This is a genomic window from Enterobacter cloacae complex sp. IR5441, from assembly GCF_049238215.1.
GTDB classification, from domain to species: Bacteria; Pseudomonadota; Gammaproteobacteria; order Enterobacterales; family Enterobacteriaceae; genus Enterobacter; species Enterobacter hormaechei_C.
The window spans coordinates 18137-36949 of the sequence record NZ_JBMKIA010000021.1 but is presented as its reverse complement, the minus strand read 5'-3'; the positions used below and the strand labels follow the sequence as shown (position 1 = coordinate 36949).

19 protein-coding genes are annotated in these 18813 nt (G+C 53.7%); 1 reads left to right on the top strand and 18 read right to left on the bottom strand.

Going from position 1 to position 18813, the window contains the following annotated elements:
• Nucleotides 1-35: 35 nt before the first annotated feature.
• A complete protein-coding gene (adeP, locus tag ACOTX5_RS18910; RefSeq protein ID WP_017383704.1) occupies nt 36-1373 on the bottom strand; it encodes an adenine permease AdeP in 1338 nt (445 codons plus the stop codon).
• 165 nt (nt 1374-1538) lie between these two features.
• Here adeP and yieH point away from each other — a divergent pair, with 165 nt between their 5' ends.
• Entirely contained in the window at nt 1539-2204 is a 666-nt protein-coding gene (gene yieH / locus ACOTX5_RS18905) for a 6-phosphogluconate phosphatase (protein ID WP_045911554.1), read from the top strand.
• Nucleotides 2205-2248: 44 nt separating this feature from the next.
• On the opposite strand, the gene phoU is transcribed toward yieH, so the two are convergent.
• The 17 genes from phoU to rsmG form a co-directional block, all read right to left on the bottom strand.
• Nucleotides 2249-2974, bottom strand: coding sequence for a phosphate signaling complex protein PhoU (gene phoU, locus ACOTX5_RS18900; protein WP_003861153.1), 726 nt, complete (start codon nt 2972-2974; stop codon nt 2249-2251).
• A 26-nt stretch (nt 2975-3000) separates the two neighbouring features.
• Entirely contained in the window at nt 3001-3774 is a 774-nt protein-coding gene (gene pstB, locus ACOTX5_RS18895; protein WP_003861154.1) for a phosphate ABC transporter ATP-binding protein PstB, read from the bottom strand.
• A gap of 47 nt (nt 3775-3821) precedes the next feature.
• Entirely contained in the window at nt 3822-4712 is an 891-nt protein-coding gene (gene pstA / locus ACOTX5_RS18890; protein ID WP_003861156.1) for a phosphate ABC transporter permease PstA, read from the bottom strand.
• Nucleotides 4712-5671, bottom strand: coding sequence for a phosphate ABC transporter permease PstC (gene pstC / locus ACOTX5_RS18885; RefSeq protein ID WP_015570141.1), 960 nt, complete (start codon nt 5669-5671; stop codon nt 4712-4714). The genes pstA and pstC overlap by 1 nt, the downstream gene beginning before the upstream one ends.
• Nucleotides 5672-5799: 128 nt before the next feature.
• Nucleotides 5800-6840, bottom strand: a complete 1041-nt coding sequence (pstS, locus tag ACOTX5_RS18880; protein WP_017383706.1) for a phosphate ABC transporter substrate-binding protein PstS — start codon at nt 6838-6840, stop codon at nt 5800-5802.
• A gap of 277 nt (nt 6841-7117) precedes the next feature.
• Entirely contained in the window at nt 7118-8947 is a 1830-nt protein-coding gene (gene glmS, locus ACOTX5_RS18875) for a glutamine--fructose-6-phosphate transaminase (isomerizing) (RefSeq protein ID WP_023298944.1), read from the bottom strand.
• Nucleotides 8948-9173: 226 nt separating this feature from the next.
• The gene (glmU, locus tag ACOTX5_RS18870) at nt 9174-10544 is read right to left on the bottom strand and encodes a bifunctional UDP-N-acetylglucosamine diphosphorylase/glucosamine-1-phosphate N-acetyltransferase GlmU (RefSeq protein ID WP_045911553.1); all 1371 of its coding nucleotides are present in this window, start codon (nt 10542-10544) and stop codon (nt 9174-9176) included.
• Nucleotides 10545-10682: 138 nt separating this feature from the next.
• Nucleotides 10683-11102, bottom strand: a complete 420-nt coding sequence (locus ACOTX5_RS18865) for a F0F1 ATP synthase subunit epsilon (protein ID WP_006177560.1) — start codon at nt 11100-11102, stop codon at nt 10683-10685.
• Nucleotides 11103-11122: 20 nt separating this feature from the next.
• Nucleotides 11123-12505 carry a F0F1 ATP synthase subunit beta gene (gene atpD, locus ACOTX5_RS18860; RefSeq protein WP_015570150.1) on the bottom strand — a complete coding sequence of 461 codons (1383 nt, stop codon included), beginning with the start codon at nt 12503-12505 and terminating at the stop codon, nt 11123-11125.
• A gap of 31 nt (nt 12506-12536) precedes the next feature.
• Entirely contained in the window at nt 12537-13400 is an 864-nt protein-coding gene (gene atpG, locus ACOTX5_RS18855; protein ID WP_003862364.1) for a F0F1 ATP synthase subunit gamma, read from the bottom strand.
• Between the two features lie 51 nt (nt 13401-13451).
• Entirely contained in the window at nt 13452-14993 is a 1542-nt protein-coding gene (atpA, locus tag ACOTX5_RS18850; protein ID WP_003862367.1) for a F0F1 ATP synthase subunit alpha, read from the bottom strand.
• A 12-nt stretch (nt 14994-15005) separates the two neighbouring features.
• On the bottom strand, nt 15006-15539 hold the full coding sequence (atpH, locus tag ACOTX5_RS18845; protein ID WP_015570151.1) for a F0F1 ATP synthase subunit delta: 534 nt from the start codon (nt 15537-15539) through the stop codon (nt 15006-15008).
• A 14-nt stretch (nt 15540-15553) separates the two neighbouring features.
• Complete coding sequence (atpF, locus tag ACOTX5_RS18840) at nt 15554-16024, bottom strand: F0F1 ATP synthase subunit B (RefSeq protein ID WP_003862370.1); 471 nt, start codon at nt 16022-16024, stop codon at nt 15554-15556.
• Nucleotides 16025-16072: 48 nt separating this feature from the next.
• Nucleotides 16073-16312 (bottom strand): F0F1 ATP synthase subunit C, encoded by a 240-nt coding sequence (atpE, locus tag ACOTX5_RS18835; RefSeq protein WP_000429386.1) that lies wholly within the window; start codon nt 16310-16312, stop codon nt 16073-16075.
• Nucleotides 16313-16361: 49 nt separating this feature from the next.
• A complete protein-coding gene (atpB, locus tag ACOTX5_RS18830) occupies nt 16362-17177 on the bottom strand; it encodes a F0F1 ATP synthase subunit A (protein ID WP_003862373.1) in 816 nt (271 codons plus the stop codon).
• 8 nt (nt 17178-17185) lie between these two features.
• Nucleotides 17186-17566, bottom strand: a complete 381-nt coding sequence (atpI, locus tag ACOTX5_RS18825; RefSeq protein WP_003862375.1) for a F0F1 ATP synthase subunit I — start codon at nt 17564-17566, stop codon at nt 17186-17188.
• A 615-nt stretch (nt 17567-18181) separates the two neighbouring features.
• Nucleotides 18182-18805: a 16S rRNA (guanine(527)-N(7))-methyltransferase RsmG gene (rsmG, locus tag ACOTX5_RS18820; RefSeq protein WP_017694037.1), complete on the bottom strand. Its 624-nt coding sequence runs from the start codon at nt 18803-18805 to the stop codon at nt 18182-18184.
• Between the last annotated feature and the right edge of the window lie 8 nt (nt 18806-18813).

Here is an 18813-nt window from a genome sequence, read left to right as displayed (position 1 = left end):
AGGTAAGCGAAGCGCCACCTGACACCACCAGCATCTTAGTGTGCATCAATAAACACAATCTTCAGCACAAACAGCAGCGCCACAATAATCACGCACGGGCTGAGTTCGCGGAAGCGGCCAGTACCGATCTTCATCACGCAGTAAGAGATAAAGCCCAGCGCGATACCTTCGGTGATCGAGAAGCTGAACGGCATCATCACCGCGGTAATAAATGCCGGAACGGCTTCCGTCAGATCTTCCCACTTCACGCGCGCCAGGCTTGAGGTCATCAGCACGCCGACGTAGATCAGCGCGCCGGCTGCCGCGTATGGTGGCACCATCCCCGCCAGCGGAGAGAGGAAGATCACCAGCAGGAACAGCAGACCCACAACTACCGCCGTCAGGCCGGTACGACCACCCACGGACACACCGGAAGAGGATTCAATGTAAGCGGTAACAGACGAGGTACCGATGAAAGAGCCAGCAACGGAAGAGATGCTATCCACATACAGCGCCTGCTTCATGCGCGGGAATTTGCCTTTTTCATCTGCCAGACCCGCTTTGTCGGTCACGCCAATCAGCGTACCGGAGGAGTCAAACAGGTTGACCAGCATGAAGGAGAAAATCACCCCGGCCAGTCCCAGGTTCAGCGAGCCCGCCAGATCAACGTGGCCAATCACGGTAGAGACGCTCGGTGGCGCAGAGACGATACCGTTGTAATGCACGTCACCCAGCATCCAGCCCAGCAGCGTGGTCACAATGATAGAGACCAGCACCGCAGCATGGATGTTGCGCGATGCCAGGATCGCGATGATAAAGAAGCCCAGCACGCCCAGCAGCACGCTGTGAGAGGTCAGGTTACCAATGCTCACCAGCGTTTCCGGGTTCGCCACGATAACGCCAGCGTTTTTCAGCCCCATCATGCCGATGAACAGACCGATACCGCTGGTGATGCCCACGCGCAGGCTCACGGGAATGTTCGCAATCATCCAGTAGCGCACGCGGAAGATGGTCAGCAGCAGCAGGCCGACCGCGCCCCAGAAAATAGCGCCCATCCCAACCTGCCACGGCAGGCCCATCGCCTGAACCACCACGAACGCAAAGAACGCATTCAGACCCATTGCCGGGGCCAGCGCCACGGGCAGATTAGCGAAAACACCCATCAGGATGCTGCCAAGGGCTGCGATCAGACAGGTGGTTACAAAGACGGCGCTGGTGTCCATGCCAGCCACGCCCAGAATTTGCGGGTTAACGAAAACGATATAGACCATCGTCAGGAAGGTAGTAAAACCGGCGATCACTTCGGTGCGTGCCGTTGTGCCGTGCTCGCGCAGTTTGAACACGCGCTCAAGCAGCCCCTGACCAGACGTCTGGGTAGTGTGTTGTTGACTCATCATCAATTTCCGAACAAGGAGGGAAAATTCGTCGCTATCCTATACCAAAATGCGACAATAGTGGCGGTTACGGGATACTTTTTTCATTGATTTTGCTTATACGGCAACGATTGCGTCCCGGTGAACTGCCGTACGAAAACGTTAAACTTGTTAAAAGGGAAAGGCATGTCCGGAATTGAAGCGGTATTTTTCGACTGTGACGGTACGCTGGTCGACAGTGAGGTCATTTGTTCCCGCGCGTATGTCGCCATGTTCCAGGAATTTGGCATTACGCTCGATCTCGAAGAGGTGTTTAAACGCTTTAAGGGCGTGAAGCTGTACGAGATCATCGACATCATTAACGAAGAGCACGGGGTGGATCTGGCGAAAGCGGATCTGGAACCGGTGTACCGCGCCGAGGTCGCACGCCTCTTCGACGCCGAGCTGGAAGTTATCGCCGGCGCTAACGCGCTGCTGGATGCGATGACGGTGCCGATCTGCGTGGTCTCTAACGGCCCGGTCAGCAAAATGCAGCACTCGCTCGGCAAGCTGGACATGTTGCACCACTTCCCGGAAAAACTGTTCAGCGGCTACGATATCCAGCGCTGGAAGCCCGATCCGGCGCTGATGTTCCACGCGGCGAAGGCGATGAACGTCAACGTGGAGAACTGCATTCTGGTGGATGACTCGTCTGCGGGCGCGCAGTCAGGGATTGATGCGGGGATGGAGGTGTTTTACTTCTGCGCCGATCCGCACAACAAGCCGATCGATCATCCAAAAGTGACGACCTTTACCGATCTGGCGCAGTTGCCAGCGTTGTGGAAGGCGCGCGGGTGGGATATTACGCGTTGAATTAACGTAGGGCGGGTAAGCGTTAGCGCCACCCGCCACACACATTACTCTTTCGGATCTTTGCCTGCCAGCAGCTTGTCCAGCTCGTCGCCGCCCACGTGTCGGAAATCCTGCCCCTTCACGAAATAGAAGATGTATTCGCAAATGTTCTGGCAACGGTCACCGATACGCTCGATGGAGCGCGCACAGAACAGCGCGGTCAGTACGCTTGGAATGGTACGAGAATCTTCCATCATGTAGGTCATCAGCTGACGCACAATGCCTTCGTATTCCTGGTCAACTTTCTTGTCTTCACGGTAGATACGGACCGCTTCGTCCAGATCCATGCGCGCGAAAGCGTCCAGCACGTCGTGCAGCATCTGCACGGTGTGGCGCCCGAGAGACTCCAGGCTCACCAGCAGCGGCTGGTGCTGCTGGGAGAATTTCTCCAGCGCGGTACGGCAGATTTTATCCGCCACGTCACCGATACGCTCCAGCTCGGCGATGGTTTTGATGATCGCCATCACCAGACGCAGGTCGCTCGCCGTCGGCTGACGCTTCGCAATGATGCGCACGCAGGCTTCGTCGATGGCGACTTCCATCATATTGACGTTGTGGTCGCCTTCAATAACGCGCTTCGCCAGCTCGCTGTCCTGGTTGTGCATCGCCGTGATCGCGTCAGAAAGCTGCTGCTCGACCATGCCGCCCATGGTCATCACCTGGGTGCGAATGCTTTCCAGCTCTGCGTTAAACTGGCCGGAAATGTGTTTATTAAGATTGAGGTTGTCCATGGTTTCTCCACATGCACTAAGGCAAATCAACCGTAGCGGCCAGTAATATAATCTTCGGTTTGTTTCTTCGCCGGACGAGTGAACAGCGCGTCCGTATCGCTGAACTCAATCAACTCGCCCAGGTACATAAACGCCGTGTGGTCAGAACAACGTGCAGCCTGCTGCATGTTGTGGGTCACGATCACCACGGTGTAATCCTGCTTCAGCTCGGTGATCAGCTCTTCGATACGCCCGGTTGAGATCGGGTCCAGGGCTGAGCACGGCTCATCCAGCAGCAAGACTTCCGGGCGAATGGCGATACCGCGCGCAATGCACAGACGCTGCTGCTGACCACCGGAGAGAGAGTACCCACTCTGGTGAAGTTTATCTTTGGTTTCGTTCCATAATGCGGCCTTGGTCAATGCCCACTGCACGCGCTCGTCCATATCCGCACGGGAGAGCTTCTCAAACAGACGCACACCAAAGGCGATGTTGTCATAGATCGACATCGGGAACGGCGTGGGTTTCTGGAATACCATCCCCACTTTCGCACGCAGCAGGGCGATATCCTGGGTATTGGTCAGGATGTTGTCACCGTCCAGCAGAATTTCACCTTCTGCGCGCTGCTCCGGATAGAGCGAATACATTTTGTTAAAGGTGCGCAGCAGCGTGGATTTGCCACAGCCGGACGGACCGATGAATGCCGTTACCTGGTTCTTTGCGATATCCAGGTTGATATTCTTCAGGGCATGGAATTTGCCGTAGTAGAAGTTCAAATCACGAACCTGAATCTTACCCGGGGCAGTATCAACCATACTCATTGACTCATTTCCTCATTCGGCGCCGCGATGTGCCGCGCCGTAAAAATTTAACCGTGTTTCTTCTTCGCGAAAATGACGCGCGCCAGAATGTTCAGCAACAGTACGCAAAGGGTGATGATCAGCACCCCGGCCCAGGCCAGCTGCTGCCATTCCGCGAATGGGCTCATCGCAAATTTAAAGATCGTCACCGGCAGGTTGGCGATCGGCTGCATCATGTCCGTGCTCCAGAACTGATTGGAGAGGGCGGTAAACAGCAGCGGTGCGGTTTCACCGGCGATACGGGCGATAGCCAGCAGGATACCGGTCATGATCCCCGAGACGGACGCTTTCAGGGTGATCGCCGAAATCATCTTCCATTTAGGCGTACCCAGCGCGTAAGCCGCTTCACGCAGGCTGTCCGGCACCAGTTTCAGCATGTTTTCAGTGGTACGAATAACGATAGGCACCTGCAACAGCGCCAGCGCAATCACACCCGCCCAGCCGGAGAAGTGTTCCATTTGCGCCACCACGATGGTGTAAACAAACAGACCCACGACAATCGACGGGGCAGAAAGCAGAATGTCGTTAATGAAGCGGATGACTTCAGCGATCCAGGACTTGCGGCCATATTCCGCCAGATAGATACCCGCCATGATGCCCAACGGCGTACCGAAAACGGTCGCCCACAGGATCAGCAGGCCGCTGCCCGCCAGGGCGTTTGCCAGACCACCACCCGCCGTGTTCGGCGGCGGCGTCATCTCGGTGAACAGCGCCAGGGACATTCCATCAATACCCCGGGTGATGGTGGACATCAGGATCCAGATCAGCCAGAACAGGCCGAACGCCATCGTCGCCATGGAAAGCGTCAACGCAATGCGGTTTTTAATCCGGCGCTTTGACTGCATTTTGCGACGGGATTCCGCAAGCTGAGCGGTGTTTTGCATGTCGAGAGTCGCCATTAGCGTGCCCCCTCGTTTTTAGCCAGACGCATAATCATCAGCTTGGAGATAGCCAGCACAATAAAGGTGATAACAAACAGGATCAGACCCAGTTCCATCAGCGCGGCGACGTGCAGCCCGGATTCCGCTTCGGCAAATTCGTTCGCCAGCGCAGAGGTAATACTGTTCCCCGGCATATAAAGCGAGGCGCTGTCGAGCTGGTAGGTGTTGCCGATGATAAAGGTGACCGCCATGGTTTCACCCAGCGCGCGACCTAAGCCCAGCATAATGCCGCCAATCACCCCATTTTTGGTGAACGGAAGGACGATGCGCCAGATAACTTCCCAGGTGGTGCAGCCGATGCCGTAGGCGGACTCTTTCATCATCACCGGGGTTTGTTCGAAGACATCGCGCATGACCGCCGCAATGTACGGAATAATCATGATGGCGAGGATCACACCTGCCGCCAGAATGCCGATACCGAATGCCGGGCCGGAGAACAGCGCCCCCACAAACGGAATGGCAGAGAGAACGTTACCGACCGGCTCCTGGAAGTACGTCGCAAACAGCGGCGCGAAGATAAACAGGCCCCACATGCCGTAGACGATACTTGGGATGGCCGCCAGCAGTTCAATGGCGATACCCAGCGGACGTCGCAGCCAGCCTGGCGCCAGTTCCGTCAGGAACAGGGCAATACCAAAGCTCACCGGAACCGCAATCAACAGGGCGATAAAAGAGGTCACCAGCGTGCCGTAAATCGGCACCAGCGCACCGTAAATATCGTTCGGCGCATCCCACTCTTTGGTCCACAGGAAGGCGAAACCAAATTTTTGAATGCTCGGCCAGGAGGAGAAAATCAGGGACACGATAATGCCGCCCAGCAGCAATAGCACAATCAGCGCAGCCAGTTTCACCAGCGCGCTGAAAATCATGTCACCTTTTTTACCCGGAGGGTTAAATGCAGGCTTGGTTGCAGCCATAAATTACTCTTCTGTTTGAGACGTTTTTACGAATATGCCCGGTGGCGCTGACGCTTACCGGGCCTACAGAGTAAACCGTAGGGCGGGTAAGCGCAGCGCCACCCGCCATCTTCGTTAAATATATCCTGTTAGTACAGCGCTTTACCGCTGCTGTCTTTCACGTTGGTTTTCCATGCAGCACGGATCTGCTCAACCACGCTGTCTGGCAGGCTGGCGTAATCCAGATCGTTAGCCTGTTTGCCGCCATTTTTATATGCCCAGTCGAAGAACTTCAGCACTTCAGCACCCTGCTCAGGTTTCTTCTGCTCTTTGTGGACCAGAATGAAGGTGGTAGACGTGATAGGCCATGCATCGTCGCCTTTCTGGTTGGTCAGGTCCTGCGCGAAGGATTTGCTCCAGTCAGCGCCTTTCGCGGCGTTGGCGAAATTCTCTTCGGTCGGGCTAACCGGTTTGCCGTCGGCAGAAACCAGTTTGGTGTAAGCCAGGTTGTTCTGCTTAGCGTAAGCGTATTCTACGTAACCGATGGAGCCTGGCAGACGCTGTACGAAGGCTGCGATACCGTCGTTGCCTTTACCGCCCAGACCGGTTGGCCAGTTAACGGTAGAGCCGGAACCGACTTTAGATTTCCACTCTTCGTTCACTTTCGCCAGGTAGCTGGTGAACACGAAAGAGGTACCAGAGCCGTCAGCACGACGAACCACCGCGATATTCTGCGAAGGCAGCTTAACGCCCGGGTTCAGCTTAGTGATGGCTTCGTCATCCCATTTTTTGATTTTGCCCAGGTAGATGTCACCCAGGGTTTTGCCGTCCAGCACCAGCTCGCCTGATTTCAGGCCAGGGATGTTAACAGCCAGCACAACGCCGCCGATCACGGTCGGGAACTGGAACAGGCCTTCCTGATTCAGTTTCTCATCAGACAGCGGAGCGTCGGATGCGCCGAAATCAACGGTATTCGCGGTAATTTGTTTTACGCCACCGGAGGAGCCGATACCCTGATAGTTGACCTTGTTACCGGTCTCTTTCTGGTAGGTATCCGCCCATTTGGCATACACCGGCGCAGGGAAGGTTGCACCAGCGCCAGTCAGGCTTGCTGCTGCAAAGGCAGAGAAAGCGCTCATTGATAAGGTCGCGGCGACAACAGTTGCGACAGTGGTACGCATAACTTTCATAATGTCTCCTGCAAGGATTTCGTAAATCATTGTTTAAGTGGCTACGATGAGCAAAATAGGACAAACAGGTGACAGATAAATGTACGAAATATGACAGTTTTATGACAAAGAAAGTTTCACTTAAAGAAAACCAAAAATATCTTTAATTATCACCCACTTAAATGGGAACGTGACGGCAGGATTTCAGTAATATTTTCTTTATGTGACACTGAAAAAATAGCTGAAAATGACAGGTTGTCATAAAAAAAACTCCACCCGAAGGTGGAGTCTGAAGGAGTTATTCTACGGTAACAGACTTCGCCAGATTTCGCGGCTGGTCAACGTCGGTGCCTTTGATCAGCGCGACGTGATAAGCCAGCAGTTGCAGCGGAACAGTGTAGAAGATCGGCGCAATCACCTCTTCCACATGCGGCATCTCGATGATGTGCATGTTGTCGCTGCTGGCGAAACCGGCATCTTTATCCGCAAAGACGTACAGAACACCACCACGGGCGCGCACTTCTTCGATGTTAGATTTCAGTTTTTCCAGCAGTTCGTTGTTCGGTGCCACCACGATAACCGGCATATCCGCGTCGATCAGCGCCAGCGGGCCATGTTTCAGTTCACCTGCCGCGTAAGCTTCAGCGTGAATGTAAGAGATCTCTTTCAGCTTCAGTGCGCCTTCCAGCGCAATCGGATACTGATCGCCACGCCCCAGGAACAGGGAGTGATGTTTGTCAGAGAAATCTTCCGCCAGCGCCTCAATGCGTTTGTCCTGAGACAGCATCTGCTCGATACGGCTCGGCAGCGCCTGAAGGCCATGCACAATGTCGTGTTCAACGGAGGCATCCAGACCTTTCAGACGCGCCAGTTTCGCCACCAGCATCAGCAGAACGGTCAACTGAGTGGTGAACGCCTTGGTGGAAGCCACGCCAATTTCAGTACCGGCTTTGGTCATCAGCGCCAGATCGGATTCACGTACCAGCGAAGAGCCCGGCACGTTACAGATGGCCAGCGAGCCCAGGTAACCCAACTCTTTAGACAGACGCAGCGCCGCCAGGGTATCAGCCGTTTCGCCAGACTGAGAAAGGGTGATCATCAGGCTGTTACGACGCACCGCAGATTTTCGATAGCGGAACTCAGACGCGATTTCCACATCACACGGCACGCCCGCCAGGGATTCAAACCAGTAGCGCGAGACCATACCGGAGTTATAAGAGGTACCGCAGGCCACGATCTGAATGTGCTCGACTTTGCTCAGCAGTTCGTTGGCATTGGCGCCCAGCTCGCTCAGATCCACTTCACCATGGCTGATGCGACCGGTCAGGGTGTTTTTAATGGCGTTTGGCTGTTCGTAGATCTCTTTCTGCATGTAGTGACGGTAAGCGCCTTTGTCGCCCGCGTCGTATTGCAGGTTTGATTCGATCTCCTGACGCTTAACCTGCTCGCCTTTGGTGTCGAATACGGTGACGCTGCGACGTGTCACCTCGGCAATGTCTCCCTCTTCCAGGAAGATAAAGCGACGGGTAACCGGCAGCAGCGCCAGCTGGTCGGAAGCAATAAAGTTTTCACCCATGCCCAGACCAATCACCATCGGGCTACCGGAACGCGCGGCCAGCAGCGTGGACGGGTCGCGGGAATCCATGATCACCGTACCGTAAGCACCACGCAGCTGAGGAATAGCGCGCAGCACCGCATCACGCAGTGTACCGCCCTTTGCCAGCTCCCAGTGCACCAGGTGAGCAATCACTTCGGTATCGGTTTCAGAGACGAAGGTATAGCCGCGCGCTTTCAGTTCTTCACGCAGCGGTTCGTGGTTTTCGATAATGCCGTTGTGCACCACCACGATGTGTTCAGACACATGCGGGTGTGCGTTGCCTTCAGATGGCTCACCGTGGGTCGCCCAGCGGGTATGTGCAATACCGGTGCCACCGTGCAGCGGATGTTCTTCCGCAGCCTGGGCCAGCATCTGCACTTTACCGAGACGACGCAGACGGGTCATATGACCTTCTGCATCGACCACAGCCAGACCGGCTGAGTCGTAACCACGGTATTCCAGACGACGTAAACCTTCGAGAAGGATTTCAGCAATATCACGCTGCGCAACTGCGCCAACAATTCCACACATAGTTAGATTTCCTGATTATGGCGTTATGCCATGCGTTGTCGCTGACCTGTATTTGCCCTTTCCGGGCCGCCCCGAGCCTTGTAGAGAGTGGGGTTATTTTTATGGGTACTGCTTGTGGGGGGAGATATATATTTATCTCCTCTCCCGGGTTTGCCTGATGTCGGCTACGCCTTATCAGGCCTACTCAATCGTAGGGCGGGTAAGCATAGCGCCACCCGCCTTGTTGTTACTTCTTCTTCACCGGGCGTTTCCAGCCCTGCTTGCTGACCTGCGGCACACGGCTTAACACCAGCTCGTTCTCGGCCACATCGCGCGTAACGGTTGTCCCGGCGGCAATGGTCACGCCTTTGCCCACGGTGACAGGCGCCACCAGCTGGGTATCGGAGCCTACAAACACATCATCACCGATGATGGTTTTAAACTTATTGGCACCGTCATAGTTACAGGTGATGGTTCCAGCACCGATGTTTACGTTGTCGCCAATTTCCGCATCGCCCAGATAGGTCAGATGACCGGCTTTCGAGCCCTTACCCAGACGCGCTTTTTTCATTTCCACAAAGTTACCTACGTGAGCGCCTTCCAGCAGCTCAGCGCCCGGGCGCAGACGCGCAAACGGGCCGATGGTACATGCCGCCTCAAGATGGGCATCTTCCACCACGCTGTACGGGCTGATTTCGCAGTCGTCACCGATCACGCTGTTTTTAATCACGCAGCCAGTGCCGATTTTGACGCGGTTGCCCAGCGTGACGTTACCTTCCAGGATAACGTTAGTATCTATTTCAACGTCGCGCCCGTGGGTCAGCGTGCCACGCAGATCGAAACGCGCCGGATCGCGCAGCATAACGCCCGCGAGCAACAGCTTTTCTGCCTGCTCGGACTGGTAAATACGCTCCAGGCGAGAAAGCTGGAGACGGTTGTTTACCCCGTCCGTTTCGCTGATGCGAGCCGGGTGAACGGCGGCAATCTCACGCCCTTCCTGGTAAGCCATCGCAATGATGTCGGTGATGTAGTATTCACCCTGCGCGTTGGTATTGTTGAGTCTGGACAGCCAGCGCTTCATATCCGCACCGTTCGCAATCAGGATGCCGGTGTTGATCTCCTGAATCTGGCGCTGTTCGTCAGTGGCATCTTTATGCTCAACAATCCCGGTTACCTTGCCGTTTTCACGCGTAATGCGGCCATAGCCGGTTGGATCGTCCAGCACGACGGTCAACAAACCGATGCCGCCCTGCGGTTTGGCTTCACGCAGGCGAGTGAGGGTTTCAACGGAGATCAGCGGGACGTCGCCGTAGAGCATCAGGATATCTTCATCATCAGCGAAGAAGGGTGCAGCCTGCTGCATCGCATGGCCTGTACCCAACTGTTCTGCCTGTAGCACCCAGTTGAGATTGTCGTCATGCAGCGTTTTTTTCAGCAGGTCGCCGCCATGTCCATAAACCAGATGCACCTGGCTGGCGCCTAATTCATTCGCTGCATCAATAACATGCTGAACCATTGGCTTTCCTGCCAGCGTGTGGAGCACCTTAGGCAGATCGGAATACATGCGGGTACCTTTGCCTGCGGCAAGGATCACCACGCTCATCGCACTGTTTAACATACGCATCCTGACGGTAGTTTGTGTGAGAAGTAAAAACGTTTGATGCTTAAAATTCTACATCTTTTTCATCATGAATTAAGGCCGAAAAAAAAAGCCAGCCTGGGATCCAGACTGGCTTTTGTGCTTTTCAAGCCGGTGTTACATCGCTTTTTTGGTCAACTCGATAACGCGCAGTTTCGCGATCGCTTTGGCCAGCTCCGCAGACGCCTGAGCGTAATCCACGTCACCATGAGAGCTGCTAATGTGCTCTTCAGCCTTACGCTTCGATTCCAGGGCTCGCGCTTCGTCGAGATCCTGGCCACGAATAGCGGTATCGGCCAGAACGGTCACACTGCCTGGCTGCACTTCAAGAATGCCGCCGGACAGATAGATAAACTCTTCATGACCGAACTGTTTAACGATGCGGATCATACCAGGCTTAATGGCGGTGAGCAGCGGTGCGTGACCCGGGAAAATACCCAGTTCACCTTCACTACCCGTTACCTGGATTTTCTCGACCAGACCAGAGAACATTTGTTGCTCTGCGCTGACGACGTCCAGGTGGTAAGTCATTGCCATATCACCCTCCGATTAAGGCGTTAAAGTTTTTTGGCTTTTTCCACGGCTTCTTCGATGGAACCAACCATGTAGAACGCCTGCTCTGGCAGGTGATCGTATTCGCCTTCCATGATGCCTTTAAAGCCACGGATGGTGTCTTTCAGGGAAACGTATTTACCAGGTGCACCGGTGAATACTTCCGCAACGAAGAACGGCTGGGACAGGAAGCGCTGGATCTTACGCGCACGTGCTACCACCAGTTTGTCTTCTTCAGACAGTTCATCCATACCCAGGATGGCGATGATGTCTTTCAGTTCCTGATAACGTTGCAGCAGGGACTGTACGCCACGCGCGGTGTCGTAGTGCTCCTGGCCAACAACCAGTGGATCCAGCTGACGGCTGGTGGAGTCCAGCGGGTCAACGGCCGGGTAGATACCCAGAGACGCGATCTGACGGCTCAGTACCACGGTTGCATCTAAGTGAGCAAAGGTGGTGGCTGGGGATGGGTCAGTCAAGTCATCCGCAGGTACGTATACCGCCTGAACGGAGGTGATAGAACCGGTTTTGGTAGAGGTGATACGTTCCTGAAGAACACCCATCTCTTCCGCAAGCGTAGGCTGATAACCTACCGCTGAAGGCATACGACCCAGCAGTGCAGATACTTCAGTACCGGCCAGGGTGTAACGGTAGATGTTATCAACGAACAGCAGAACGTCACGACCTTCGTCACGGAACTTCTCAGCCATCGTCAGGCCGGTCAGCGCAACGCGCAGACGGTTTCCTGGTGGCTCGTTCATCTGGCCGTAAACCAGGGATACTTTATCCAGAACGTTGGAGTCGGTCATTTCGTGGTAGAAGTCGTTACCCTCACGAGTACGTTCACCCACGCCCGCAAACACGGAGTAACCGGAGTGCTCGATCGCGATGTTACGGATCAGCTCCATCATGTTTACGGTTTTACCTACACCCGCACCACCGAACAGACCGACTTTACCGCCCTTCGCGAACGGACACATCAGGTCGATAACTTTGATGCCGGTTTCCAGCAGTTCCTGAGAGCTGGACAGCTCTTCGTAGGAAGGTGCCGCGCGGTGGATAGCCCAACGCTCTTCTTCACCGATGTCGCCTTTCATGTCGATTGGCTGACCCAATACGTTCATGATACGACCCAGTGTTGCTTTACCTACCGGGACTTCGATCGGGTGCTCAAGGTCTTTTACTTCCAGACCACGACGCAGACCGTCGGAAGAACCCATGGCGATGGTACGCACGATACCGCCGCCGAGCTGCTGCTGAACTTCCAGCACCAGGCTCTCGTTACCATTCTGTACCTCAAGCGCGTCGTACACGCGTGGTACGGCGTCCTGAGGGAACTCGACGTCCACCACGGCGCCGATTACCTGGACAATCTTTCCAGTAGCCATCTTGAATCCTCTACGTAATTCGTAAACCTGGTTAAACCGCGGCGGCCCCCGAGACGATCTCGGTGAGTTCCTGAGTAATGCTGGCCTGACGAGCTTTGTTGTAAACCAACTGCAGCTCTTTAATCAGGCTGCCGCCATTATCGGTCGCGGCTTTCATCGCCACCATTCGTGCGGCCTGCTCGCTGGCCAGGTTTTCTACAACGCCCTGATAAACCTGAGATTCAACGTAACGACGCAGCAGGGTATCCAGCAGCGGTTTCGGATCGGGTTCATACAGGTAATCCCAGGCTTTCTGTTTCAGCTCGTCATCTTCTGATGCCGGTAACGGCAGCATCTGAGTGAGCGTAGGCACCTGAGACATGGTGTTAATAAATTTGTTGCTGACAACGTACAGTCTGTCCAGACGGCCTTCATCGTAGGCCTGCAACATCACTTTAACCGGGCCGATCAGTTCGGACAGGGACGGGTTATCACCCATACCGGTCACCTGAGCGACAATGTTGCCGCCAACGGAGTTAAAGAAAGAGACGCCTTTAGAGCCAATCAGTGCCAGATCGCACTGAACGCCTTTATCGGACCAGCCTTTCATATCCGCCAGCAGTTTTTTGAACAGGTTAATGTTCAAGCCGCCACACAGACCACGGTCAGTCGACACCACCAGGTAGCCCACGCGCTTAACGTCGCGTTCTTCCAGGTAAGGGTGCTTATATTCCAGATTACCGTTCGCAAGGTGACCAATCACTTTGCGCATGGTCTCTGCATAAGGACGGCTGGCCGCCATGCGATCCTGCGATTTACGCATTTTGGAAGCGGCGACCATCTCCATCGCTTTAGTGATCTTTTGCGTGTTCTGGACGCTTGCGATCTTACTACGTATCTCTTTTGCGCCGGCCATGAGCTTCTCCTCAATGCCAGACGGCTTGTCCTAAGACAAGCCGCCGGACGATTACCAGGATTGGGTTGCTTTGAAGGAATCGAGGATAGCTTTCAGCTTGCCTTCGATTTCGTCGTTATAGCCACCGGTCTGGTTGATCTCTTGCATCAGCGGAGCGTGATCACGGTCGACGTAAGCCAGCAGAGCGGCTTCGAAGCTACCGATTTTCGCCAGTTCCACATCTTCGAGGTAACCGCGTTCAGCCGCGAACAGTACCAGGCCCTGCTGAGCAACAGACATTGGCGCGTACTGTTTCTGCTTCAGCAGCTCGGTCACTTTCTGACCGTGGCTCAGCTGTTTACGGGTTGCTTCGTCCAGATCGGATGCGAACTGAGAGAACGCAGCCAGTTCACGATACTGTGCCAGCGCGGTACGGATACCACCGGACAGTTTCTTGATGATCTTGGTCTGAGCAGCACCACCCACACGGGATACGGAGATACCCGGGTTAACCGCCGGACGAATACCGGAGTTAAACAGGTTGGTTTCCAGGAAGATCTGACCATCGGTAATGGAGATTACGTTGGTCGGAACGAACGCAGAAACGTCACCCGCCTGGGTTTCAATGATCGGCAGAGCGGTCAGAGAACCTGTTTTACCCTTCACTTCACCTTTGGTGAAGTTCTCGACGTATTCCGCGTTAACGCGGGAAGCACGCTCCAGCAGACGAGAGTGGAGGTAGAATACGTCGCCCGGGAATGCTTCACGTCCTGGTGGACGACGGAGCAGCAGGGAAACCTGACGATAAGCAACGGCCTGTTTAGACAGGTCATCGTATACGATCAGCGCATCTTCACCGCGGTCACGGAAGTATTCGCCCATTGCGCAACCGGCGTATGGCGCCAGGTATTGCAGTGCAGCAGATTCAGACGCGGTTGCTACCACAACGATGGTGTTAGACAGTGCGCCGTGCTCTTCCAGTTTACGAACCACGTTGGAAATGGTGGACGCTTTCTGGCCGATAGCCACGTATACACATTTGATGCCGGAATCACGCTGGTTGATGATGGCGTCGATTGCCATCGCGGTTTTACCGGTCTGACGGTCACCGATGATCAGTTCACGCTGACCACGACCGATTGGGATCATGGCGTCAACGGACTTATAACCCGTCTGCACTGGCTGATCAACGGACTGACGGTCGATAACGCCTGGTGCGATAACTTCGATTGGGGAGAAGCCATCATGCTCAACCGGACCTTTACCGTCGATTGGCGCACCCAGGGTGTTAACAACGCGACCCAGCAGGCCACGGCCAACCGGTACTTCCAGAATACGGCCAGTACACTTAACCTTCATGCCTTCGGCAAGGTCAGCGTATGGACCCATCACAACGGCACCTACGGAGTCGCGCTCCAGGTTCAGTGCGATAGCGTAACGGTTACCCGGCAGGGAAATCATCTCACCCTGCATACAATCGGCCAGGCCGTGGATGCGGATAACACCGTCACTTACAGAAACAATAGTACCTTCGTTGTGAGCTTCACTCACAACATTGAACTGAGCAATGCGCTGCTTGATCAGTTCGCTGATTTCGGTGGAATTCAGTTGCATGCTCCAGTCCCCTTAAGACTGCAAGACGTCTGCAAGGCGCTCAAGACGGCCGCGTACGCTGCCATCAATGACCATATCACCCGAGCGGATGATTACGCCTGCCATTACAGACTTATCGATTTTGCAATTCAGCTTAACTTTGCGTGACAGACGTTTTTCCATCGCGGCGGTGATTTTCGCAAGCTGTTCGTTACTCAGTTCAGTCGCAGAAGTTACTTCAACTTCAGCGGTAGCTTCACTAAGGGCACGTAAGTGCTCAAACTGCTCGAGAACATCCGGGAGCACACGGAGACGACCATTTTCCGCCATCACCTTAATCAGGTTCTGGCCGTTGGCATCCAGTTGCTCTCCGCACACGGCGATAAACGACGCGGCGAGAGTTTCAGGCGCTAACGCACCAGAAAGCAACTCGGCCATTTGTTCGTTTTTCGTCACCTCAGCGGCAAACGCCAGCATATTCTGCCAGCGATCGACATTTTGGTGTTCGACAGCAAAGTCAAAAGCTGCTTTGGCGTAGGGGCGAGCTACCGTAACAAATTCAGACATCAGCCCCTCCCTCCTTACAGTTCAGCGACAAGTTTGTCCACGATGTCGCTGTTAGCAGCTTCATCCACGGAACGTTCGATGATCTTCTCGGCGCCAGCAACAGCCAGAATCGCAACCTGCTTACGCAGTTCTTCACGAGCACGTTTACGCTCAGCTTCAATTTCAGCCTGAGCCTGTGTCACGATCTTAGTACGTTCCTGTTCTGCTTCAGCTTTGGCTTCGTCCAGGATCTGAGAACGGCGTTTGTTAGCCTGTTCAATGATTACCTGAGCTTCAGCTTTCGCTTTTTTCAGCTGGTCTGTCGCGTTGGCCTGTGCAAGGTCCAAATCTTTCTTAGCGCGTTCTGCGGAAGCCAGACCGTCAGCAATTTCTTTCTGACGTTTTTCGATGGCAGCCATTAAAGGCGGCCATACATACTTCATGCAGAACCAGACAAAGAGAATAAACGCGATGGCCTGGCCGAGGATTGTTGCGTTCATGTTCACAGCACAATACCTCTTAAATTTCTGTGGCTTGGGGTTTTAAAACAACTACTACGCGACAGCAAACATCACGTACAGACCCAGACCTACAGCGATCATTGGGATTGCATCCACCAGACCCATAACGATAAAGAACTGAGTACGCAGCAGAGGAATCAGATCAGGTTGACGCGCTGCGCCTTCCAGGAATTTGCCCCCGAGGATGCCGATACCGATCGCAGCACCGATAGCCGCCAGACCCATCATCACAGCGGCAGCCATGTACAGCAGATCCATATTCAGGTTTTCCATGACAGTCTCCAGTTTGTTTCAATTAAAACGTAGTAGTGTTGGTAAAAAATCAGTGCTCTTCAGACGCCATCGACAGATAGACGATCGTCAGAACCATGAAGATAAAGGCTTGCAGCGTAATGATCAGGATGTGGAAAATGGCCCATGGCACATTCAGAATCCACTGTGACCACCACGGCAGAAGACCCGCGATCAGAATGAAAATCAGCTCACCCGCATACATGTTGCCGAACAGTCGCAGACCCAGTGAAACAGGTTTGGACAGCAGGCTAACGCCTTCCAGGATCAGGTTGACCGGAATAAACGCCCAGTGGTTGAACGGCTGCAAGGTAAGCTCTTTCACAAAGCCGCTTACGCCTTTCATTTTGATGCTGTAGAACAGAATGAGGATAAATACGCCCAGCGCCATAGACAGGGTGATGTTCACGTCGGCAGACGGAACCACGCGCAGTGCAGGCAGGCCGAGTACGTGCTCACCGATCCAAGGTAAGAAATCGATAGGCAGGAGGTCCATCAGGTTCATCAGGAAGACCCAAACGAACACGGTCAGGGCCAGCGGAGCAATCAGTTTGCTCTTACCATGGTACATGTCTTTCACGCTGCCATGGACGAAGCCGATGATCATCTCGATGAACGTCTGGAATTTCCCTGGAACACCGCTGGTCGCCTTTTTAGCAACGCTGCGGAACATGGCCAGGAACAGAAGACCCAAAACCACCGAGAAGAACATGGAGTCGATGTTGATCGTCCAGAAGGTGGCCGGGGGGTTATGTGGATCCACCAGCGAGAATGTACGCAGGTCCAGCTGAAGGTTATTCAGATGGTGACCTATGTAATCCTGCGGCGTCATATTTTCTGAAGCCATGATGCCTTTTACCCTTTGTTATTGATTACAGCTGGAGCCAGAACTTGTACCACCAGCACCAAAACCCACGTTGCTATCAGCGGCATGAATACCACTTTCAAAACCGCCAGCGCCATCACCAGTAGAGCAAAGGTCAGCAACACCTTACACACTTCGCCGAGAGCGAAGGACCAGGCCACGCGGCCTTTGGCGGGTGTATGCGCCTGATGACGCCAGGCAAAAATCATAAACAACACGTTTGGCAGAACCACCGCCAAACCTCCGCACGCGGCGGAGATGCCCCAGAAGGGGTCTTTGAGGCTAAACAGCAGTCCACTTGCTATCACAGCCAGAAACTGAATGAACAGAAGCTTACGAGCAACGTTTCTACTCAAGAGCGACACAGACATCACGTTTTTACTCCTGCTCCCTTCGAGGTATGCCGCGTGTCGTATAAAACGTCCTTTAAGGCTCAGAGTCAAGCATCAAAAAGCGGTCAAATTATACGGTGCGTACCCGTGATTTCAAACATTAAGTAGCGAAAAGGTGAATAAATGTTTAAATATTTTTCCCCAGTCCTATTTTTCAACTTTTGACCTAAGTGCCGACCTTCAGGCAAAACTGCAAAAAGCGCGGAAACGTTGGTGATAAAGCGTGCACGAGATCACAAAATACACATTTGCGATAAAGTGGTATTTATCAAAGACGTAAAACGAGTTATTTCATCTGTATGAAATTAAAGCAAAAAAATCGCAACTATTTTTAAAACAGAGCCGTATACAACAAAAACCTTTTATTGACATTCTTAATAAATATTTAACATTCCATTCTTGTTGCCTTTACCCACTTTTAGCAGGCTGATATTTTCATGGTTGATTATCCTCAGAGTGAACAACTCACTTCAGGTTAACCATAAGAAAACCCATGGTAACAACAAGGTTAAATTAACAACGGCCAAAACAGACGGGATGTGCTGCTTTTTAACACGATCAGAACAGCACAAATTCCACATTTTTTATTAATTTTTAAAAAGTGTTTGGCTTAATTATCACCAGATGACGCTCACCTTCGAGCTGAGGGATCTGAAGTTTCTCAATGGATTCGACAGCAAAACCGTCCGGAAGCTGCTCGATTTCGTCCCCCGGAAGTTGCCCTTTCAGCGCATAAAAACGCCCCTTCTCCGCCGGCAGGTGTTTGCACCAGCTCACCATGTCATTGAGTGACGCAAATGCGCGGCTGATAACGCCGTCAAACGGTGGCTCAGCCGGGAACTCCTCTACCCTGCTCTGCACGGGCGTGATGTTTTCCAGCTTCAGCTCATGCTGGACCTGGCGTAAAAAGCGTACGCGCTTACCCAGGCTGTCCAGCAGCGTGAATTGACTCTCCGGTCGAACAATAGACAACGGAACGCCCGGCAAGCCCGGGCCGGTGCCCACGTCGATAAAACGTTCCCCGTTCAGATATGGCGCCACGACGATGCTATCGAGAATATGACGAATCAGCATCTCGTTGGGATCGCGTACGGAGGTGAGGTTGTACGCTTTATTCCATTTGTTCAGCATATCGACATAGGCCACCAGCTGATTTTTCTGGTGATCGGTGAGCGAAATACCTGCCTGTTCCAGCAGACGAGAGAGTTTATTGAGCACGGTGGATA